The 14738-nt window shown below is 71.0% G+C and carries 12 protein-coding genes; 5 read left to right on the forward strand and 7 right to left on the reverse strand.

Annotation, left to right across the window (positions count from 1 at the left end):
* Positions 1-144: 144 nt before the first annotated feature.
* Genes radC through D7X30_RS22105 form a run of 3 tightly spaced genes read left to right on the forward strand, consistent with a single transcriptional unit; the run spans position 145 to position 3275 of the window.
* On the forward strand, positions 145-906 hold the full coding sequence (gene radC, locus D7X30_RS22095; RefSeq protein WP_120564921.1) for a DNA repair protein RadC: 762 nt from the start codon (positions 145-147) through the stop codon (positions 904-906).
* Positions 906-1166 carry a DUF3006 domain-containing protein gene (locus D7X30_RS22100; protein ID WP_120565007.1) on the forward strand — a complete coding sequence of 87 codons (261 nt, stop codon included), beginning with the start codon at positions 906-908 and terminating at the stop codon, positions 1164-1166. Before radC ends, D7X30_RS22100 begins: the two co-directional genes overlap by 1 nt.
* Positions 1167-1217: 51 nt before the next feature.
* Positions 1218-3275, forward strand: coding sequence for an ATP-dependent DNA helicase RecQ (locus D7X30_RS22105; protein WP_120564922.1), 2058 nt, complete (start codon positions 1218-1220; stop codon positions 3273-3275).
* Here the strand turns inward: D7X30_RS22105 and D7X30_RS22110 are convergent.
* The gene (locus tag D7X30_RS22110; protein ID WP_120565008.1) at positions 3272-3616 is read right to left on the reverse strand and encodes a hypothetical protein; all 345 of its coding nucleotides are present in this window, start codon (positions 3614-3616) and stop codon (positions 3272-3274) included. The genes D7X30_RS22105 and D7X30_RS22110 overlap by 4 nt on opposite strands.
* Positions 3617-3668: 52 nt before the next feature.
* The gene (locus D7X30_RS22115; protein ID WP_120564923.1) at positions 3669-7271 is read right to left on the reverse strand and encodes a tetratricopeptide repeat protein; all 3603 of its coding nucleotides are present in this window, start codon (positions 7269-7271) and stop codon (positions 3669-3671) included.
* Positions 7272-7363: 92 nt separating this feature from the next.
* Here D7X30_RS22115 and D7X30_RS22120 point away from each other — a divergent pair, with 92 nt between their 5' ends.
* The gene (locus D7X30_RS22120) at positions 7364-7813 is read left to right on the forward strand and encodes a hypothetical protein (RefSeq protein WP_120564924.1); all 450 of its coding nucleotides are present in this window, start codon (positions 7364-7366) and stop codon (positions 7811-7813) included.
* Positions 7814-8158: 345 nt separating this feature from the next.
* Here D7X30_RS22120 and D7X30_RS22125 read toward each other — a convergent pair whose 3' ends face one another.
* Both D7X30_RS22125 and D7X30_RS22130 read right to left on the reverse strand, forming a co-directional pair.
* Positions 8159-9124 (reverse strand): SDR family oxidoreductase, encoded by a 966-nt coding sequence (locus D7X30_RS22125; protein WP_120564925.1) that lies wholly within the window; start codon positions 9122-9124, stop codon positions 8159-8161.
* Positions 9121-9975, reverse strand: coding sequence for a lysophospholipid acyltransferase family protein (locus tag D7X30_RS22130; RefSeq protein WP_120564926.1), 855 nt, complete (start codon positions 9973-9975; stop codon positions 9121-9123). Before D7X30_RS22130 ends, D7X30_RS22125 begins: the two co-directional genes overlap by 4 nt.
* Before the next feature lie 91 nt (positions 9976-10066).
* Here D7X30_RS22130 and D7X30_RS22135 point away from each other — a divergent pair, with 91 nt between their 5' ends.
* Complete coding sequence (locus tag D7X30_RS22135; RefSeq protein ID WP_120564927.1) at positions 10067-11491, forward strand: DUF2252 family protein; 1425 nt, start codon at positions 10067-10069, stop codon at positions 11489-11491.
* A 1-nt stretch (position 11492) separates the two neighbouring features.
* Here D7X30_RS22135 and D7X30_RS22140 read toward each other — a convergent pair whose 3' ends face one another.
* The 3 genes from D7X30_RS22140 to D7X30_RS22150 form a co-directional block, all read right to left on the reverse strand.
* Entirely contained in the window at positions 11493-12440 is a 948-nt protein-coding gene (locus D7X30_RS22140; protein WP_120564928.1) for a polysaccharide deacetylase family protein, read from the reverse strand.
* A gap of 15 nt (positions 12441-12455) precedes the next feature.
* Entirely contained in the window at positions 12456-13166 is a 711-nt protein-coding gene (locus D7X30_RS22145; protein WP_120564929.1) for a glycosyltransferase family 2 protein, read from the reverse strand.
* A gap of 78 nt (positions 13167-13244) precedes the next feature.
* The gene (locus D7X30_RS22150) at positions 13245-14558 is read right to left on the reverse strand and encodes an NAD(P)/FAD-dependent oxidoreductase (protein WP_120564930.1); all 1314 of its coding nucleotides are present in this window, start codon (positions 14556-14558) and stop codon (positions 13245-13247) included.
* Positions 14559-14738: the final 180 nt, after the last annotated feature.

The following is a 14738-nucleotide window of genomic DNA, read 5'->3' on the forward strand; positions in this document are numbered from 1 at the left end:
CAGGAGTGCGAGTGGAGCATCGCTGTCCGTCCCGCCACGGGGCCTCTTCACGCGTTGCTGGACGGGCCCTGCCCTGGCGTCCAGGAGTAGCGCCTGAAGGGCACATGCCTTGCTCAAGCCCGCCGTCGCGTGGACGGAGGCGGGATGGAACAGGGTGGAGAGGCGTGGGCGGAGCCGGGCGAAGGGGAAGCCACGGGTGGCAGGTCGGTGAGGGCGCGAGGCGCGGGACGGGGGGATGCGCGCGAGCGCCTCTTCCGCCTGGGCGCGGAGGCCCTCACCGACCTGGAGTTGTTGGGGCTCCTGTGGACGGAGGGGCTGGGGGACGCGGCGGACGGCGTGGCGAGGGACGGGCTCAAGGCGTTGGTGCAGGAGGATCCGCGCGTCTTGTGCGCGCGGCGGGGCGTGGGGCCGGCCCGCACGTCCCGGCTGTTGGCGGCGCTGGAGCTGGGAAGGCGCGCGCAGCGCTCTTCGGAGAAGCGGCCCCGGCTGCGCAATCCGAAGGAGGTACACGCGTATCTGGCGCCCACGCTGGGCGCGCTCCGGCGCGAGGTGTTCCACGTGCTGTGCTTCAACCCGCGCAACGTGCTGGTGCATGACGCGCGGGTGGCGGAAGGGACGCTGAGCGCGTGCCCGGTGGACCCGCGGGAGGTCTTCGCGGCGGTGCTCTCCTCGCGGGCCACGGCCATCGTGTTCGCGCACAACCACCCTTCCGGAGACCCGGAGCCCAGCGTCCAGGACGTGGGGCTCACCGAGCACCTGGCGCGGGGGGCGGGCCTCCTGGGGGTGAAGCTGTTGGACCACGTCGTCGTGGGGGACGGTGCGTTCGTGTCCATGTTGGAGCGGGGCATCCTGCCGGACAGCGAGCGGGAGGGGCGGCGCAAGTGCGTCTCGGGCGGGAGCTGGTGATGGGGGCTGGCGTGCTGCTGGGGCTGGGGACAAGCCCCGTGCGTGTTGAGGTGCTGGAGGAGACGCGGGCCCAGGTGGTGCGGACCGGCGGCGGGCAGGCGTGCACGGTGGAGCGCTGGCGGCTGCCACCGGGTGCGCGCGAGGGAGACGTCCTCGTGGACGGCCGCCTGGACCCGGAGCGGACGGAGGCGCTGCGGCGCGAGGTGGCGTTGAAACGGGCCGCGCTGGCGGTTCCCCTTCCTCCGGGGCTCGAGCTGTGACGCGGGGACACCGGTATCCACGAGGGGATTGGCGTTGACGGCCCATCCAGGATGATGAACATGCGCGCGATGACGGAGTCCCTGCCCTTCCTTGAAGATGCCCAGCAGGGACTGGTCCGGCACTTCGGCCTGCCGGAGTTCCGCCCCGGCCAGGCGCCCGTCATCAGCTCCGTCCTCAGCGGCCGCAACACCGTGGTGGTGATGCCCACGGGCGCGGGCAAGTCGCTCTGCTACCAGCTGCCGGCGATGCTGTTGCCGGGCATCACGCTGGTGGTGTCGCCGCTCATCGCGCTGATGAAGGACCAGGTGGAGCAGCTCACCGCGAAGGGCATCGCGGCCACGTACATCAACTCGTCCCTGTCGGACGTGGAGCGGGCGGAGCGCCTGCGCAAGCTGCGCGCCCGCGAGTACAAGCTGCTCTACGTGGCGCCGGAGCGCTTCCGCAGCGCAAGCTTCCTGGAGCTGGTGTCCGGACTGGGCGTGGAGCTGTTGGCCGTGGACGAGGCGCACTGCATCTCCCAGTGGGGCCACGACTTCCGGCCGGACTACGCGCTGCTGGGACAGGTGCGCAAGCGGCTGCGGCCTCCGCGCACGGTGGCGCTCACCGCCACGGCGACGCCGGAGGTGCGCGAGGACATCGTCCGCGTGCTCCTGATGAAGGACCCGGCGGTGTTCGCCCAGGGGTTCGACCGGCCCAACCTCTTCCTGGACGTGGTGAACGTCAGCGGGGACGAGGAGCGCCGGGACGCGTGCGCGAGCCTGGCGGCGAAGGGCGGCGGCAGCGGCATCATCTACTGCTCCACGCGCAAGGCGGCGGAAGGGATGCACTCCGCGCTCGTCACGCGCAAGGTGAAGGCGGTGCTGTACCACGCGGGCATGGAAGACGACGCCCGCCGCCGCGCGCAGGATGACTTCATGTCCGCGAAGGAGGCGGTGGCGGTGGCCACCAACGCCTTTGGCATGGGCATCGACAAGCCGGACATCCGCTTTGTCGCGCACGCCAACATCCCCCGCGCGGTGGAGGCGTACTACCAGGAGATTGGCCGCGCGGGCCGCGACGGCAACCCCGCCACGGCGGTGCTCCTGTTCAACCACGCGGACGTGTACACGCAGGAGCGCCTCATCGAGGGCAGCCACCCATCCGAGTCCGTGCTGTCGGACATCTGGGCGCAGCTGCAGGCCGTGGAGGAGTTCGACCGGGGCGTGCACGCGCTCGCGGGCATGGTGGGCGCCAGCGAGTTCGAGGTCTCCGCCGCCCTCAAGATTTTCGAACGCGAAGGCAAGCTGGAGCGTGGCGGCCGAGGTGAAGGCGAGTACGGCATCACGCTGACGGACAAGGCCGCCAGCGCGCAGCCGCACGCGGCGGAGTCCCAGCGGCTCCTGCGCTCACTGCTCGAGACCTTCCCCGTGGGGCGGCAGGCGACCACGGAGTTGCCCATCCTCGCGCGGCGCACGGGGCTGACGGAGGACGACGTCCGGCACGCGCTGGGCCTCCTGGAGAAGTCGGGCGTGGTGCGGGTGCGCCGGCCGTTCGCGGGGCGATCCATCCGCGCGCTGGAGCGCGTCCCGTTCCGCGAACTTTCGGTGGACCTCTCCCGGGTGCGCGAGCAGGAGCGGCTCAACCGGCTGATGCTCAAGCGGATGGCGGACTACGCGTACACGCCGAAGTGCCGGCGCGCGTTCATCCTGCGCTACTTCGGGCAGGCGGACGCGGCGGCGGTGTGTGGCAAGTGCGACCGGTGCGCGGGCAGCATGATGCCCAAGCCGTCCGGTTCCGCCTCGCGCTCCATGCCGGCCGCGTCCGGGGCGCCGGTGATGGTGTACAGCGAGCTGGCGTCCATGGAGCTGCGCCGCTGGCGCAAGGATCTGGCGAAGGACCTGGGCGTCGCGCCCTTCATCATCTTCAACGACGCGACGCTGTTGGGGCTGGCCGCCGCGCTGCCGGTGGACCGGGAGTCCTTCCTCGCGGTGAAGGGCACCGGGGAGAGCCGCTGGGAGCGCTTCGGCCCCAAGGTGGTGGACATCTGCCTGATGGCGCGCGCGGCGGGCCATGAGCCGCAGGCGGCGCCCGTGGCCCCGCGCATCCGCAAGGCGAAGTCGCGCCGCTAGCCGTTGCCTGGCGGGGGGCCTTCACCGCCGCGGGTGGCGCGCAGCAGCGCCCACCGCAGCACGGCCATGATGGCGCCCACCACCAGCGCGAGCACGAAGATGACCGCCACGGTGACGAGGCCGAAGACGACGCGCACGCCCAGGTCGGTGATGCGGCCGCTGAAGTACGCCTCGCGCAGCGGCTCCATGGCGCGCACCAGCTCCAGCGCCCGCGCCGGCAACGAGTCGAGCGCCATGGAGAGGCGATCGAAGAAGGGCGAGTGGTACCGCCGCCGGATGGTCTCCACGACGATGCCCGTCAGCAGGTAGAGCACCGACAGCAGGAAGGCATTGCCCCACATGACCTTCAGCAGGGGGGAGGACGGGGGCCGCGGGTCGCTCACGTCGACCACGCTAGCGCGACGCCCGGCGCTTGAGGAGCGGAAGGGCCTTCTTCACCCGGTTCGCCTCCGATGAGCCCCCCGCGAGCTTCAGGAATGACTCGTAGGCCTCCACCGCCCGGGGCAGCTCCGCCGTCTCGCGCACCAGCACGTCCGCCAGCGCCAGGTGCGCCAGGCCGTCCGTGGGCTCCAGCTCCACGGCCTTGGCCAGCGCCTCGCGCGCGGGGGCCTCCTGACGCTGCTTGAAGGCCACCAGGCCCAGGGCCAGGTACGCACGCCCGTTGTAGGGGGCCAGCTTCACGGCCTCGTCCGCCGCCGTGCGGGCCTCCTTCACGGCCCCGGCGCCCAGCAGCACCCGCGCCAGCGTCACCTGGGCGAAGGCCTTGTCCCAGACGGTGGGCGCCTTGTCGGCCAGGTCCTGCAGCGTGCGCGCCGCGCCACGGCCACCGCCCGGCAGCTGCGTGTACAGCTCGCCCACGCGGCCGCACGTCGCGTCCGGCCCTTCACGCCGCGCCGCCGCGAAGGCCGCGTCCGCGCTCTCCACCTGCCCCTGGCGCAGGAACGCCTGGGCGATTTCGCAGAAGGTGTCCGGGTCCTTGGAGTCCAGCTTGTTGGCGCGCTCCAGCGCGGAGAAGCCGCCCTTCGCGTCGCCGTTGGCGAACAGGAGCGCCGCGCGCAGCCGCTGCCCCTCCGCGTCGTCCGGCGCCAGCTTCACGGCCCGGCCGGACGCCCCTTCCGCCTCCTTGCGGCGGCCGGACTGGTACAGCGCCAGCGCGAAGCCCTTCTGCGCGGCCGCGCTGCCCGGGTTGTCCAGCTGCCACGCCTCGAACTGCTTCAGCGCCTCCGGCGTGCGGCCCAGCGCCAGGAGCGTGCGGCCCAGGGCGTCGCGGGCCTCGCCGTGCGCGCCGTTGCGCTCCACCGCCTGCGTCAGCGGTTTGAGCGCCATGTCCGGCAGCCGGCGCGACAGGAGCAGCCGCCCCAGCGAGCACGCGCCCTCGTAGTCGCGCGGGTCCTTCATCGCCTCGTCGAACTGGGTCTGCGCCTTGTCGAGCGCGCGCTCGCGCCAGTACACCTGTCCCAGCGCCACGCGCAGGTCCGTGCGCGGCTTCTTGGCCAGCGCCTTCTCCAGCACGTCGCGCGCCTGGGCGCCGTTGCCCTCGTGCGCGTCCGCCAGCGCGAGCCACGCGACGGCCTCCGGCGGATAGCGGTCGTTCACGCGCGTCTTGCCCAGCTCCGCGCGGGCGCGCTTCCAGTCCCCGAGCCGCGCGTACGCCGCGCCCCGCACCAGCGACACCTTGCGGCCCCCGTCGGCCTCCAGCCGCTGCAGGGCCTCTTTCTCGCGGTCGCGGTCCAGCAGCGTGCGCCCCAGGCCCTCCTTCGCGGCCTCGCTCTTGGGCTGCAGCTTCAGCGCGGCTTCATAGGCCTGCTGCGCGGCCTCCAGCTTGCCCGCCGCGCGGCCCGCGGCCCCGAGCGCCAGCTGGAAGTCCATGGCCAGCGGCCCCTGCGTGCCCTTGGAGAGCAGGGTGTGCGCCTCATCGTACTTGCCCAGCGCGGACAGGATTTCGCCGTGCACCAGCTGCTGACGGGGCTGGAGCGCAGGGGGCACCTTCGCGTCCTGCGCGAGCGGCGCCACGTCCGCCAGCGCCGCGTCCAGGTCCTGCTCCAGTGCGAGCCGGCTCTCCGCCATCCCGATGCGGGCGGCGGCGTGCTCCTTGGAGACGTCGCGCGCGCGCTTGAACATCTCCAGCGCCTGCGCGAAGTCCTCGGAGGCGAGGTAGTAGTTGCCCAGCGCCACCAGCGCGCGGACGTTGCCCGGCGACGCCTTGAGCGCGCGGTCGAAGCGGTCCAGGGCCTTCTTCTCCTCCTTGGCGGCGATGAGCAGGCTGCCCGCGAGCGCGTGCACCTCCGTCACGTCGTCCTGCGAGGCGAGCAGCGCGCGGTTCGCGGACTCGCGGGCCCGGTCGTCGGCGACGAGCGCGTTGGTGGCCAGCACCAGACCGTTGAAGCCGTCCTTCACGCCCGGCTTCTCCAGGGCCTCCAGCGCGAGCCGGCGGTCATCGGCCTTGGCGCCGTGGTCCAGGTAGCGCAGTGCGTGCGCGTAGCCCGCGAGCGCCCAGGCGGCGGGGCTCGCCTCGTCCATGTCGCGCGCGCGGTCGAGTTGGCGGAGCGCTTCATCCAGCGACGCGCCGGTGTCCTGCGCGACGGCGCGCTTCGCGAGCTCCAGCGTCTCCGACAGCGTCTGGCCGCCCTGGCGGGAGCGGTAGAGGATGAAGAAGCCCGCGCTCGCGCCCAGGAAGATGAGGGCCACGAAGAGCGCCACGGTCTTCGCGCCATAGCGCTCGAGGAGGGACTGCTTCGCCCGCTCCTTGGCGATCTTCTCGTGCATCTCGCGCTCGTACTTCGCCGCGAGTGCCTCCGTGTCCTTCGCGTTCGCCGCCGCCTTGTTGCGCGCCGCGGCCGCCGCCAGCTCCGTCGCGTCCGGGATGTCGTCCAGCAGCGAGCGCTTGCCACCCGAAGCCGAAGCAACCGGAGCCGGAGTCACCGGCGCGGCCGGGCGAGCCCGCACCACCTCCGGAGGCGGAAGGTCCCCGAGCAATCCCCCGCCCTGCGACGCGGAGGGTTCATCCGCCGGAGGAGCATCCGGGAGATCCGCCAGCATCCCGGACTTGCGCCCACGGTTGGAGGCCCCCGGATCCGCTACCTGCACGGGAGCGGAAGGATCCTCCGCGCCCTGATCCGGATCCGCAGGCGCGGCGCCCGCCGGATCCGCGAGGTCCCCCGACTCAGGCGCCTGGCCCGGATCCGCTCCGGCGTCCGACGTCGCACGCCCGCGTCCCGAACCCGGCTCCTGGCCCGGATCCGACGGGCCACCACGAGCCGCATCCACCGGATCAGCACCGCGCTCCTGATCACCCTCCGCCACGGGACCGGGGCCCCGCGCGTCCTCCGGCACCGGCGTCCCGACGGGAGCCGTGGGCCCACCATGCGCCTCGATGGAGGCGACCCTGGAGGCCGCCTGCGCATCCGTTCCACCCGCCGGCGTCTCCGTCCGGGCAGCGCGGCGCGGCTCCAGTCCCGCCGCCGCGGCGGCACGCGCCTCGAACGCGGACGGGGCCGCTTCCGGAGCAGGCGGCTCCGGCGCATCCTCTTCCGGCGCGGCCGCGGGGGTCGCCAGGACGCCCAGGTCCTCGAAGATGGGCGCCGGTCCACCGGACAGCGCCTGCTGGGCCTGGTCCAACCACTGCTTCACGCGCCCGTTGTTGGGCTGCAGCGCCACGGCCTTGCGCAGAATCGGCAGCGCGGAGCGGTACAGCCCGCGCTGCAGGAGCACGTCGCCAATGAGGTTGTAGGCGTACGGGTTGTCCCGCTCGATGGCGATGGCCTGGTCGAACTGCTCCATCGCCTCCGCGGGCCGCCCCAGCTGGATGAGCGCCTTGCCCCACAGCACCCGGCCCACGGTGGACGTGGGGTGGTGGGAGATGCCCTGCGTACACACCTCGATGGTGCGCTGCGCGTCTCCCTTCTCCAGCAACGCCTTCGCCAGCTCCACGAAGACGGAAGAGGTCGGGTCCTGCCGGAGGAGCTGCTCGTAACGCTCCACCATCGACTTGGCCATGTTGAGTCGCGACTCCGGTGCGCTTAGCGGGGGAGCGCGGACCATACCACTGCCCTCGTCCGTTCCGCCCAGCGGCTGGTAGCGTCGCGCGCATGAACCGCCTGCCTGCCCTGATGGTCGCCCTGGTCCTCGGTGGGGCCTGTGCCCACACCCCTCCCAAGTCGGACCTGGAAGCGCTCAAGCCCGTCGTCGAGGGCTTCCACAAGAACCTGCGCTGGAGGAACTACCGCGCCCTGTCCACCTTCCTCGTCCCCGAGGAGCGCAAGGACTTCGACAGCAAGCGCCGCGAGCTCCACGACGACCGCGACCTCACCGTCACCGACTACGAAATCGAGGACGTGAAGCTCGCCGAGGACGGCCGCCGCGCCACTGTCCACAGCCGCATCCAGTGGATGCGCCTGCCCTCCGTCACCGAGCAGAACGACACCGTCACCTCGGAGTTCATCTTCCGGGACGGCGTCTGGCTGCTGGAGAAGCAGCAGTCCGGTCCCTTCGCGGGTGAGCTGGAGCCACGGGAGGCACCGTCGGCGCCGTCTCCGTAGCCCGCAAAAAAGTCGCCCACCGTCTCGGGGCCGGCCGAGACGATGGGCGTCGAGGGTTCCCCAATGGAACCCCCTACCAGGGTGACGATGTCGCGCGGTACTTCCGGCCCGCTGCGACCCCGCCGTGTTGCCTGGTCTCTAGAGCAATGCGAGTGCCAACCGCTCAGCCCCCTGCCCCACCCCCAGTTCCCACGGGAAATCAGGTACTTGGCGGCTCTCACTCCCCGTCGCCACCGTCCCATGCCTGACAGTGTTGTCAGGCCCTCCCTGCCATCACGCCACGTCCCCCCTGACATGGGTGTCAGGGAACTGTCGTGGGGTCCCACGAAAAGCCGCTGCGCCCCGCTACTCCCCGATGACGGAGCGGATGGTGTCGCGCATGGAGTGCCGGGCCTTCCAAGCCACGTCCTGGACCCAACGCTTGCCGTCCACGGCGCAGAGGAACTGGATGTGGTCCAGCTCCGGCGGCGGAAAGTTGGCCAGCCGGTAGCGGAACATCAGGCCCAACAGGGGCCGGGCCACGGGGTGTGGCACGGGGATCGCGGTGTGGCCCAGTTCGCGAAGCACGGCGGACAGGGGCACCTGGCCGGGGCCCACGACGTTGTAGACGCCCTTGGGCTCCGGGCGCAGGGCCTCCACCATGGCGCGGGCGACGTCTTCCACGTGGATGAGCTGCACCATGGGGTCGAAGCCCGCCATGGTCCACGGGTGGCGCAGCCGCAGGTAGTTGGACGGAGCGTTCTTGATGGTGGGCCCGACGATGTGGACGGGCCGCAGGATGACCGTCTCGATGTCGGGGTGCTTCCAGAAGAAGCTGTGCGCCAGCATGTCCACTTCGATGAGGTCGCGCACGCCGGAGAAGCGGCTCGCGGCCATCAGCGGCGCGTCCTCCGTGAGGAAGTTGGAGTTGTCCGGGCTGGGGCCGTAGACGTTCGCCGAGGACAGCACCACCACCTTCTTCACGCCGTACTTCGCGCAGTACTCCAAGAGGCGCGTGGTCCCCACGACGTTGAACGAGTGGTGCTCCTCCTCGCTCATGCGCGGGTCATGCATGATGCCCATGTGGATGACGGCGCGGACCTCGTTCTTGCGGAAGACGTCCTCCGCCTTCTTCTTGCGCAGGTCCAGCTGGTGCATCTCGACGTCCTTCGGCTTCCCGATGAAGGGCCGCCGGTCGATGCCGATGATGCGCTCGCGCTTGTGCAGCATCTTCGCCAGCGTGCGGCCCAGGTTGCCGCTGATGCCGGTGACGACGACGGCCGGGCGCTTGTCCGCGACGACCGCGTCCTTCTCTTCCGTGGAGGCGCTCACCAGAACACGCCCCGGCGTTCCTTGAGACCCTGGTGGAGCATCGCCTGGATGGAGGCCTTCACGGTGCGCACCTTCTTGTCCAGTTCGCTGTCCTCGTCGTCCGCGCGGCCGGTGAAGTGGAGCGCGTCGCCGAAGTAGATGCGGTACTTCGTGGGCAGAGGGAAGGGAGTGCCCGTGGGGGTGATGGGGAAGGACGGGAAGCCCAAGAGCTTCGCCACCGGCTTCAGGTTCATCAGCGCGGGCGCCTGCTCCTCCGCGCCCACCACGGCGATGGGCACGATGGGCGTGTTCGTCTCCAGCGCCAGGCGCATGAAGCCCAGGCCGAACTCCTGGAGCTGGTAGCGCTGGGGCCACAGCTTGTTGAGCCCGCGCGTGCCCTCCGGGAACACGAGGATGGCCTCCTCCGCCTCCAGGAGCCGCCGGCAGTTCTCCGGCGTGCCGACAATCTGGCCCACGCGCGCCATGAACGTGGAGACGTACGGCAGGGACGGCACCCACTTCTCCACCATGCTGCGGATGGCGCGCGGCGGGTTGCCCTCCACCATCAGGGCGATGCCAATCATCGCGCCGTCCAGGGGCAGCTGGCCGGAGTGGTTGGACACCAACAGCACCCGCCCGGAGGGGATGCGGTCCGCGCCGTAGGCCTCCACCCGGAAGTAGTGGCGGTAGAGCCACATGAACGGGGCGATGGCGGCCAGGCTGTAGTCCAGGTTGAACCCGAACGGATCCACCCCGTACTCGTTCTCCGTCCGGGCCAGGGCCTGGAGTTGGTCGGACTGCTGCTCGCCGGCCATGCGCTCGGTCCAGCCGCGCAGGCCCTTCTTCACCTTGTCGCTGAAACGCTCCAGCATGGGCTGGCTCCTTAGCACCCCCGCCCGCACGCCGGGAGTGGGCCCACAACCCGCAGTGCCCTTCTGACGATAATCCGCCGGAAGGTCCCCTATGCGCATCCCCTCCAAGCCCTCCCGGACGTCCGTTTCGGGCTCCACCGTCGCCGCCACGGTGCTGACGCTCGCCACCTCCGGGGCCTCGGCGGGGCGGCTGGCCCCCGACGTCAGCGACTTCCAGCCCCAGGCCACCACGTCACGGACCGGCAACACCGTGGCGGTGAACACGCTTGTGCCCAAACGGGCCCGGGCATCTGGACTGGAGCGGCAGCCTTCACAGGCCGTGTCCTTCGTGCACGACTTCAACGCGCGGCTGGACCTGCCGCCCGCGCGCCTGAAGGAGAAGCTGGCGCAGATGCGGCAGAGCCCCTCCGCCATGTTCCGCGCCATGCCCGCCCTGTTCCACGCAGACCTGCGGGGCCCGTACGCGCAAGAGGCACGGCTGACGGACCGGCCCGCGCCGGACCTCCGGGTGGTGGGCGACGCGCACGTGGGGAACCTGGGCACGTTCCGGGGGCCGGACGGCAAGGCGGTGTGGGGGCTCAACGACTTCGACCAGACGGGCACCGCGTCGCCGGAAGCGGACCTCACACGCCTGGCCACCAGCGCAGTGCTCACCGCGCGCGAGGCGGGCCTGTCCTCCAGCGAGCAGACCAAGGCGGTGGAGGCGCTCGCGAAGAACTACTTCGAGACGCTGGAGCTGCTGGCGGACGGCGACGCGAACCCTGGGGCGTTCCTGGACAAGAAGGAGGCCTCCGGCCCGGTGAAGGACCTCATCAACAAGGCACGCGACACGTCCGCCAGGGACCTGCTGTCCAAGTACGTGAAGCTCGACGGCGCGAAGGGCCCGCGCTTCCTCACGTCGGACACGCTCAAGCCGCTGGACTCGGAGAAGAAGGCGGCGGTGCGGGCCGCGCTGGCGTCCTACGAGAAGACCCTGGACGGCACGGAGGGCGTGGCGGTCCCCTTGAAGGTGATGGACCTGGCGGAGCGGCTGGACGCGGGGGGCAGCAGCTATGGCCTGGAACGCGACTACGTGCTCGTGGGCGCGGCGGATCCAAAGGCGCCCCCCGTGCTGCTGGAGCTGAAGGAGCTGCTCGCGTCCGGCGTGGCGTCACCACCAGTGCCCGCGAACGGCGCGGACGTGGTGAAGGCACAAGAGGAGCTGGGCGGCGCCATCAACCCGCTCACGGGCGCGGTGAGCATGGGCGGCCGGGCGTTCATCGTGCGCGAGGTGGAGCCGGAGAAGAACAAGCTGGACGACGCCGTGCTCGGGAAGAAGAAGTCCCTGCGCTCGACCTTCGAGCAGGCGGGCGTCGTGCTGGCCCGCGCCCACGGCAACACGCGGGCACAGGCGAAGTGCCTGGAGGACTGGGTGGGCGGAGACACGAAGGAGGCCACGAAGCGGCTGGTCGCCTTCGCGCAGGCCTACGCGGATCAGGCCGAAGCGGACTGGAAGGCCCTGAAGGCCGCGCGCTGATTCAGAGCGTCGCGGACAGCTGCCCCGCCGCGTCGCGCAGGGTGACGACGTCGAAGTCGTCCTTCAGCCACTGGAAGATGCTGCGCAGCCGCTCCATCTTCTTCGCGGCGCTCACGCGCAGGTCGCGCTGCTGGCGCACGAGCTCCGGCGGGATGCCGTCCGTGGCGTCCAGCACATCGACACCGTGTAGCTCGAAGTTGAAGAAGGCATCCGCCCGGCAGGTGCGGTACGCGGCGCGCATCGTGCCGCGAGGCAGCGTCGTCGCGAACGTGCCGATGAACGGGAAGCGCACCACGGGCGTCACCGTCATGGGCAGCTCCAGCACCGCCCCCGAGCCGCGCCGGTAGGGCTGCGCGGGGTCCGGCCGGTACGGCACGCGCGGCGCCAGCAGCACGCGAGGGGTGTCCAGCACGGAGCGTGACGGCCGCCCCAGCGCCGCGAGCGCCCCCATCACCGCCGCCTTCGCCGCGTAGTACGGGGCCGCCGGAAACGCGGACGAACCGTACCGGTAGCCCTGCGCCACGGTGGCCGCGTACAGGTCCGCGTTCAGCGTGTAGCCCGGGGCGCGAAAACCCGAAGGGCGCACACCCACGGCCTTCTGGATGGCCGCGTCCGCGCGCGACAGGTCCTCCGCGATGGCGTCCGGCCCGCGCCGGGTGAGCGCGTAGTCGTGGGCGTGGCTGTGGCTCGCAATCTCCACGCCCGCCGCGTGGGAGCGCCGCATGCCGTCCGCCGCGCCGGGGTCCGACTCCAGGTCCTCGCCGATGACGAAGAACGTCCCGGGCACTCCCACCGCCGCGAACAACTCCAGGAAGCGAGGCACCGCCACGCGGTGGATCAGCGTCCGCGCGCGTTCATCGAGCAGCGACTCGGGCAGCCCGTGGATCCGGCAGTAGTGCGGCAGCGAATCCAGGTCGACGGAGATGGACGCCAGGCGCGCTGCCGTCATGGGGCAACCCTCCGCTCAGGTCCCGCGGACGCGGATGACGTAGAACAGCTTGCCCACGTTCTTGAGCACGTTGGGCACGCGCTTGAACAGGTGGATGGACGGCTGGCGCTTCTCATGGAGCTGGATGGGGATCTCCATGACGTTCAGTCCCTCGCGCCACGCGCGGATGACGAACTCGCTGGCGAACACATCCATGTCCACCACGCACTTCTGGATGACGGGCAGCAGCGCTTCCCGGCGGAACGCCTTCAGGCCGTGCGTGTCCGTGCCCTGGAAACCCAGCGCCACGCGCAGCAGCTTGTTGTGCACCCGCGTGGCCGCGCGGCGGACGAGGGGGCGCTGGTCGCTCGCGCCCTTGGCCGCCTTGGAGCCCACGACCATGTCCGCCTCGCCGCGCTCCAGCCGGGGCAGCGCCGCGTCGTAGAAGGTCAGGTCGCAGAGGTCGATTTCATCGCAGACCACATAGGTGCCCCGGGCCTTGAGGATGCCGGCCTTGAGCGCCACGCCGTAGTTGGGCGTCTCCGAGTGGAACCAGCGCAGGCGCGGGTTCTTCGCGCAGAGCTCCTCCAGGATCCGGGGTGTCGCGTCCCGCGAGCCGTTCTCCGCGAAGATGATTTCGTAGTCGAGCCCGCGAGCATCCAACCCCTGACGCAGCTCTTCGGCTGCCTGGGCGATGATGGACTCCTCGTTGTAGACGGGGATGACGACGGAGAGGTGCAGGGCCATGGGTCCGGAAATCCGAAGGGAAGGCGTTGGGGCGTAGCACGCCCCCGGACCACCGTCGACAGGAGACGACTCCTTGCGTCAGCCGTTCAGCGTCCGGGCGCAAGCTCGCCCGTCCAGGATGGCGTCCTCCATGGAGGCGTATTCCCACTTTCCATAGCGCCCCGCCATGAGGATGCTGGCGTGCTCCAGGAAGCGCTTCACCTCCGCCATCGCGGGGCCATAGGCGTCGTCGTAGAGGACGTACGCGTTGGGAATCTCACGCCCCTTCGCGAAGAGGATGTCGTCCGCCGAGTGGATCATCCGCGAGCGCACCAGGTCCTCCACCGCGAACTGCTCCGCGTCCGCCACGGACAGTTCGCCGTGGTGGCTGAACTCCACGGAGAAGCTGGCCGTGTCCGGCGGGGCCAGGGGCGCGTACACCGCCGACGGCGCTCCGATGCGGTACGAATGGAACTCCGGCTCCGGCAGGTAGATCCAATGCCACGGCTGGCGGTTCGCGCCCCGGGCGCCCACGCACACGTACGTGACGATGAAGGCGCGCAGGCGCTTCGCCGCGGCCCGCACCTCGTCCGGCACACCGGAGGCGCCCTTGCCGATGAGCTCCACCAGCGCCGGCAGCGCGATGGAGGACACCAGCCCCGAGTACGGCACGGTGCGTCCGTCCGACAGCGTGACCTGCTTCGCCTTCCAGTCGATGGAGACGGGCTCGGTGCGCACGCTCAGCTCGCCGCCCGTCAGGTGCTGCTTCATCGCGCGCGCCAGGCTCTCGATGCCGCCCTCGCGCGGGTAGAGGAATGACGCGTTGTAGCCCAGCTGATCACTGCCCGCGCCGAGCGCCCCGTCCACGACCTCCTTGAGGGTGGGGCGTGGCACGAACCGGCCGACCCACGCTGCGGACATCTCGCGCGGGTGCACAGTCCAGAGCTTCTGGTTGTAGGGCAGCATGAAGTTCTTCGCGAAGCCCTCGCCCATGTAGCGGAGGATGAACTCCTCGAAGTTCACGGGGTCGCGCTCGCGCAGGGCGCGGCCCTTCTCCCCGTAGATGGCCTCCACGTAGCCGACCAGGTTCTCCGCCACGACCTCCGGCGGCAGCCCGTGGGTGTTCACCTGGTAGGGGAAGCGGGTGAAGGTGTCGCGTGAGAAGATGGCGGCGCGGCGCTGGATGCGCACCAGCTGGTCCGGCATCCAGAGCGTGTTGACCAGCTGCTGGATCTCCGGGTCACGAAGGTGGAGCCAGTGACCGGTGGGGTCGAAGTAACACCCGTCGATGACCTCGGTCTTGATGAGGCCGCCGACCCGGTCGGACTTCTCGATGAGGCGCCAGGGGCGCTTGAGGAAGTGCGCGGTGGACAGGCCCGCCAGGCCCGCTCCGAGGATGACGATGGGATCCATGCGCCGCCGGGTCTACCACCCTGGGAGGGGGCCTGGAAAAGGGATGCACACTGTTGGTGTTGGCGGGCGCCCGCCCTCCTGCCCGGCCGGGTGACAACGGTGCGCACCGGGGACGCGTTCTTTCCGGGCTTGAAACGGCTCTGCTAGCCTGCAAGCGCCGCGCGGACCATCGCACGCCCC

This window comes from Corallococcus sp. AB011P, from assembly GCF_003611605.1.
GTDB classification, from domain to species: Bacteria; Myxococcota; Myxococcia; order Myxococcales; family Myxococcaceae; genus Corallococcus; species Corallococcus coralloides.

Coding starts and splice junctions, on each gene's coding strand:
- radC (WP_120564921.1), top strand. CDS start 145: ATGGAACAGGGTGGAGAGGCGTGGGCGGAGCCGGGCGAAGGGGAAGCC.
- D7X30_RS22100 (WP_120565007.1), top strand. CDS start 906: ATGGGGGCTGGCGTGCTGCTGGGGCTGGGGACAAGCCCCGTGCGTGTT.
- D7X30_RS22105 (WP_120564922.1), top strand. CDS start 1,218: ATGATGAACATGCGCGCGATGACGGAGTCCCTGCCCTTCCTTGAAGAT.
- D7X30_RS22110 (WP_120565008.1), bottom strand. CDS start 3,616: ATGTGGGGCAATGCCTTCCTGCTGTCGGTGCTCTACCTGCTGACGGGC.
- D7X30_RS22115 (WP_120564923.1), bottom strand. CDS start 7,271: ATGGCCAAGTCGATGGTGGAGCGTTACGAGCAGCTCCTCCGGCAGGAC.
- D7X30_RS22120 (WP_120564924.1), top strand. CDS start 7,364: ATGAACCGCCTGCCTGCCCTGATGGTCGCCCTGGTCCTCGGTGGGGCC.
- D7X30_RS22130 (WP_120564926.1), bottom strand. CDS start 9,975: ATGCTGGAGCGTTTCAGCGACAAGGTGAAGAAGGGCCTGCGCGGCTGG.
- D7X30_RS22135 (WP_120564927.1), top strand. CDS start 10,067: ATGCGCATCCCCTCCAAGCCCTCCCGGACGTCCGTTTCGGGCTCCACC.
- D7X30_RS22140 (WP_120564928.1), bottom strand. CDS start 12,440: ATGACGGCAGCGCGCCTGGCGTCCATCTCCGTCGACCTGGATTCGCTG.
- D7X30_RS22145 (WP_120564929.1), bottom strand. CDS start 13,166: ATGGCCCTGCACCTCTCCGTCGTCATCCCCGTCTACAACGAGGAGTCC.
- D7X30_RS22150 (WP_120564930.1), bottom strand. CDS start 14,558: ATGGATCCCATCGTCATCCTCGGAGCGGGCCTGGCGGGCCTGTCCACC.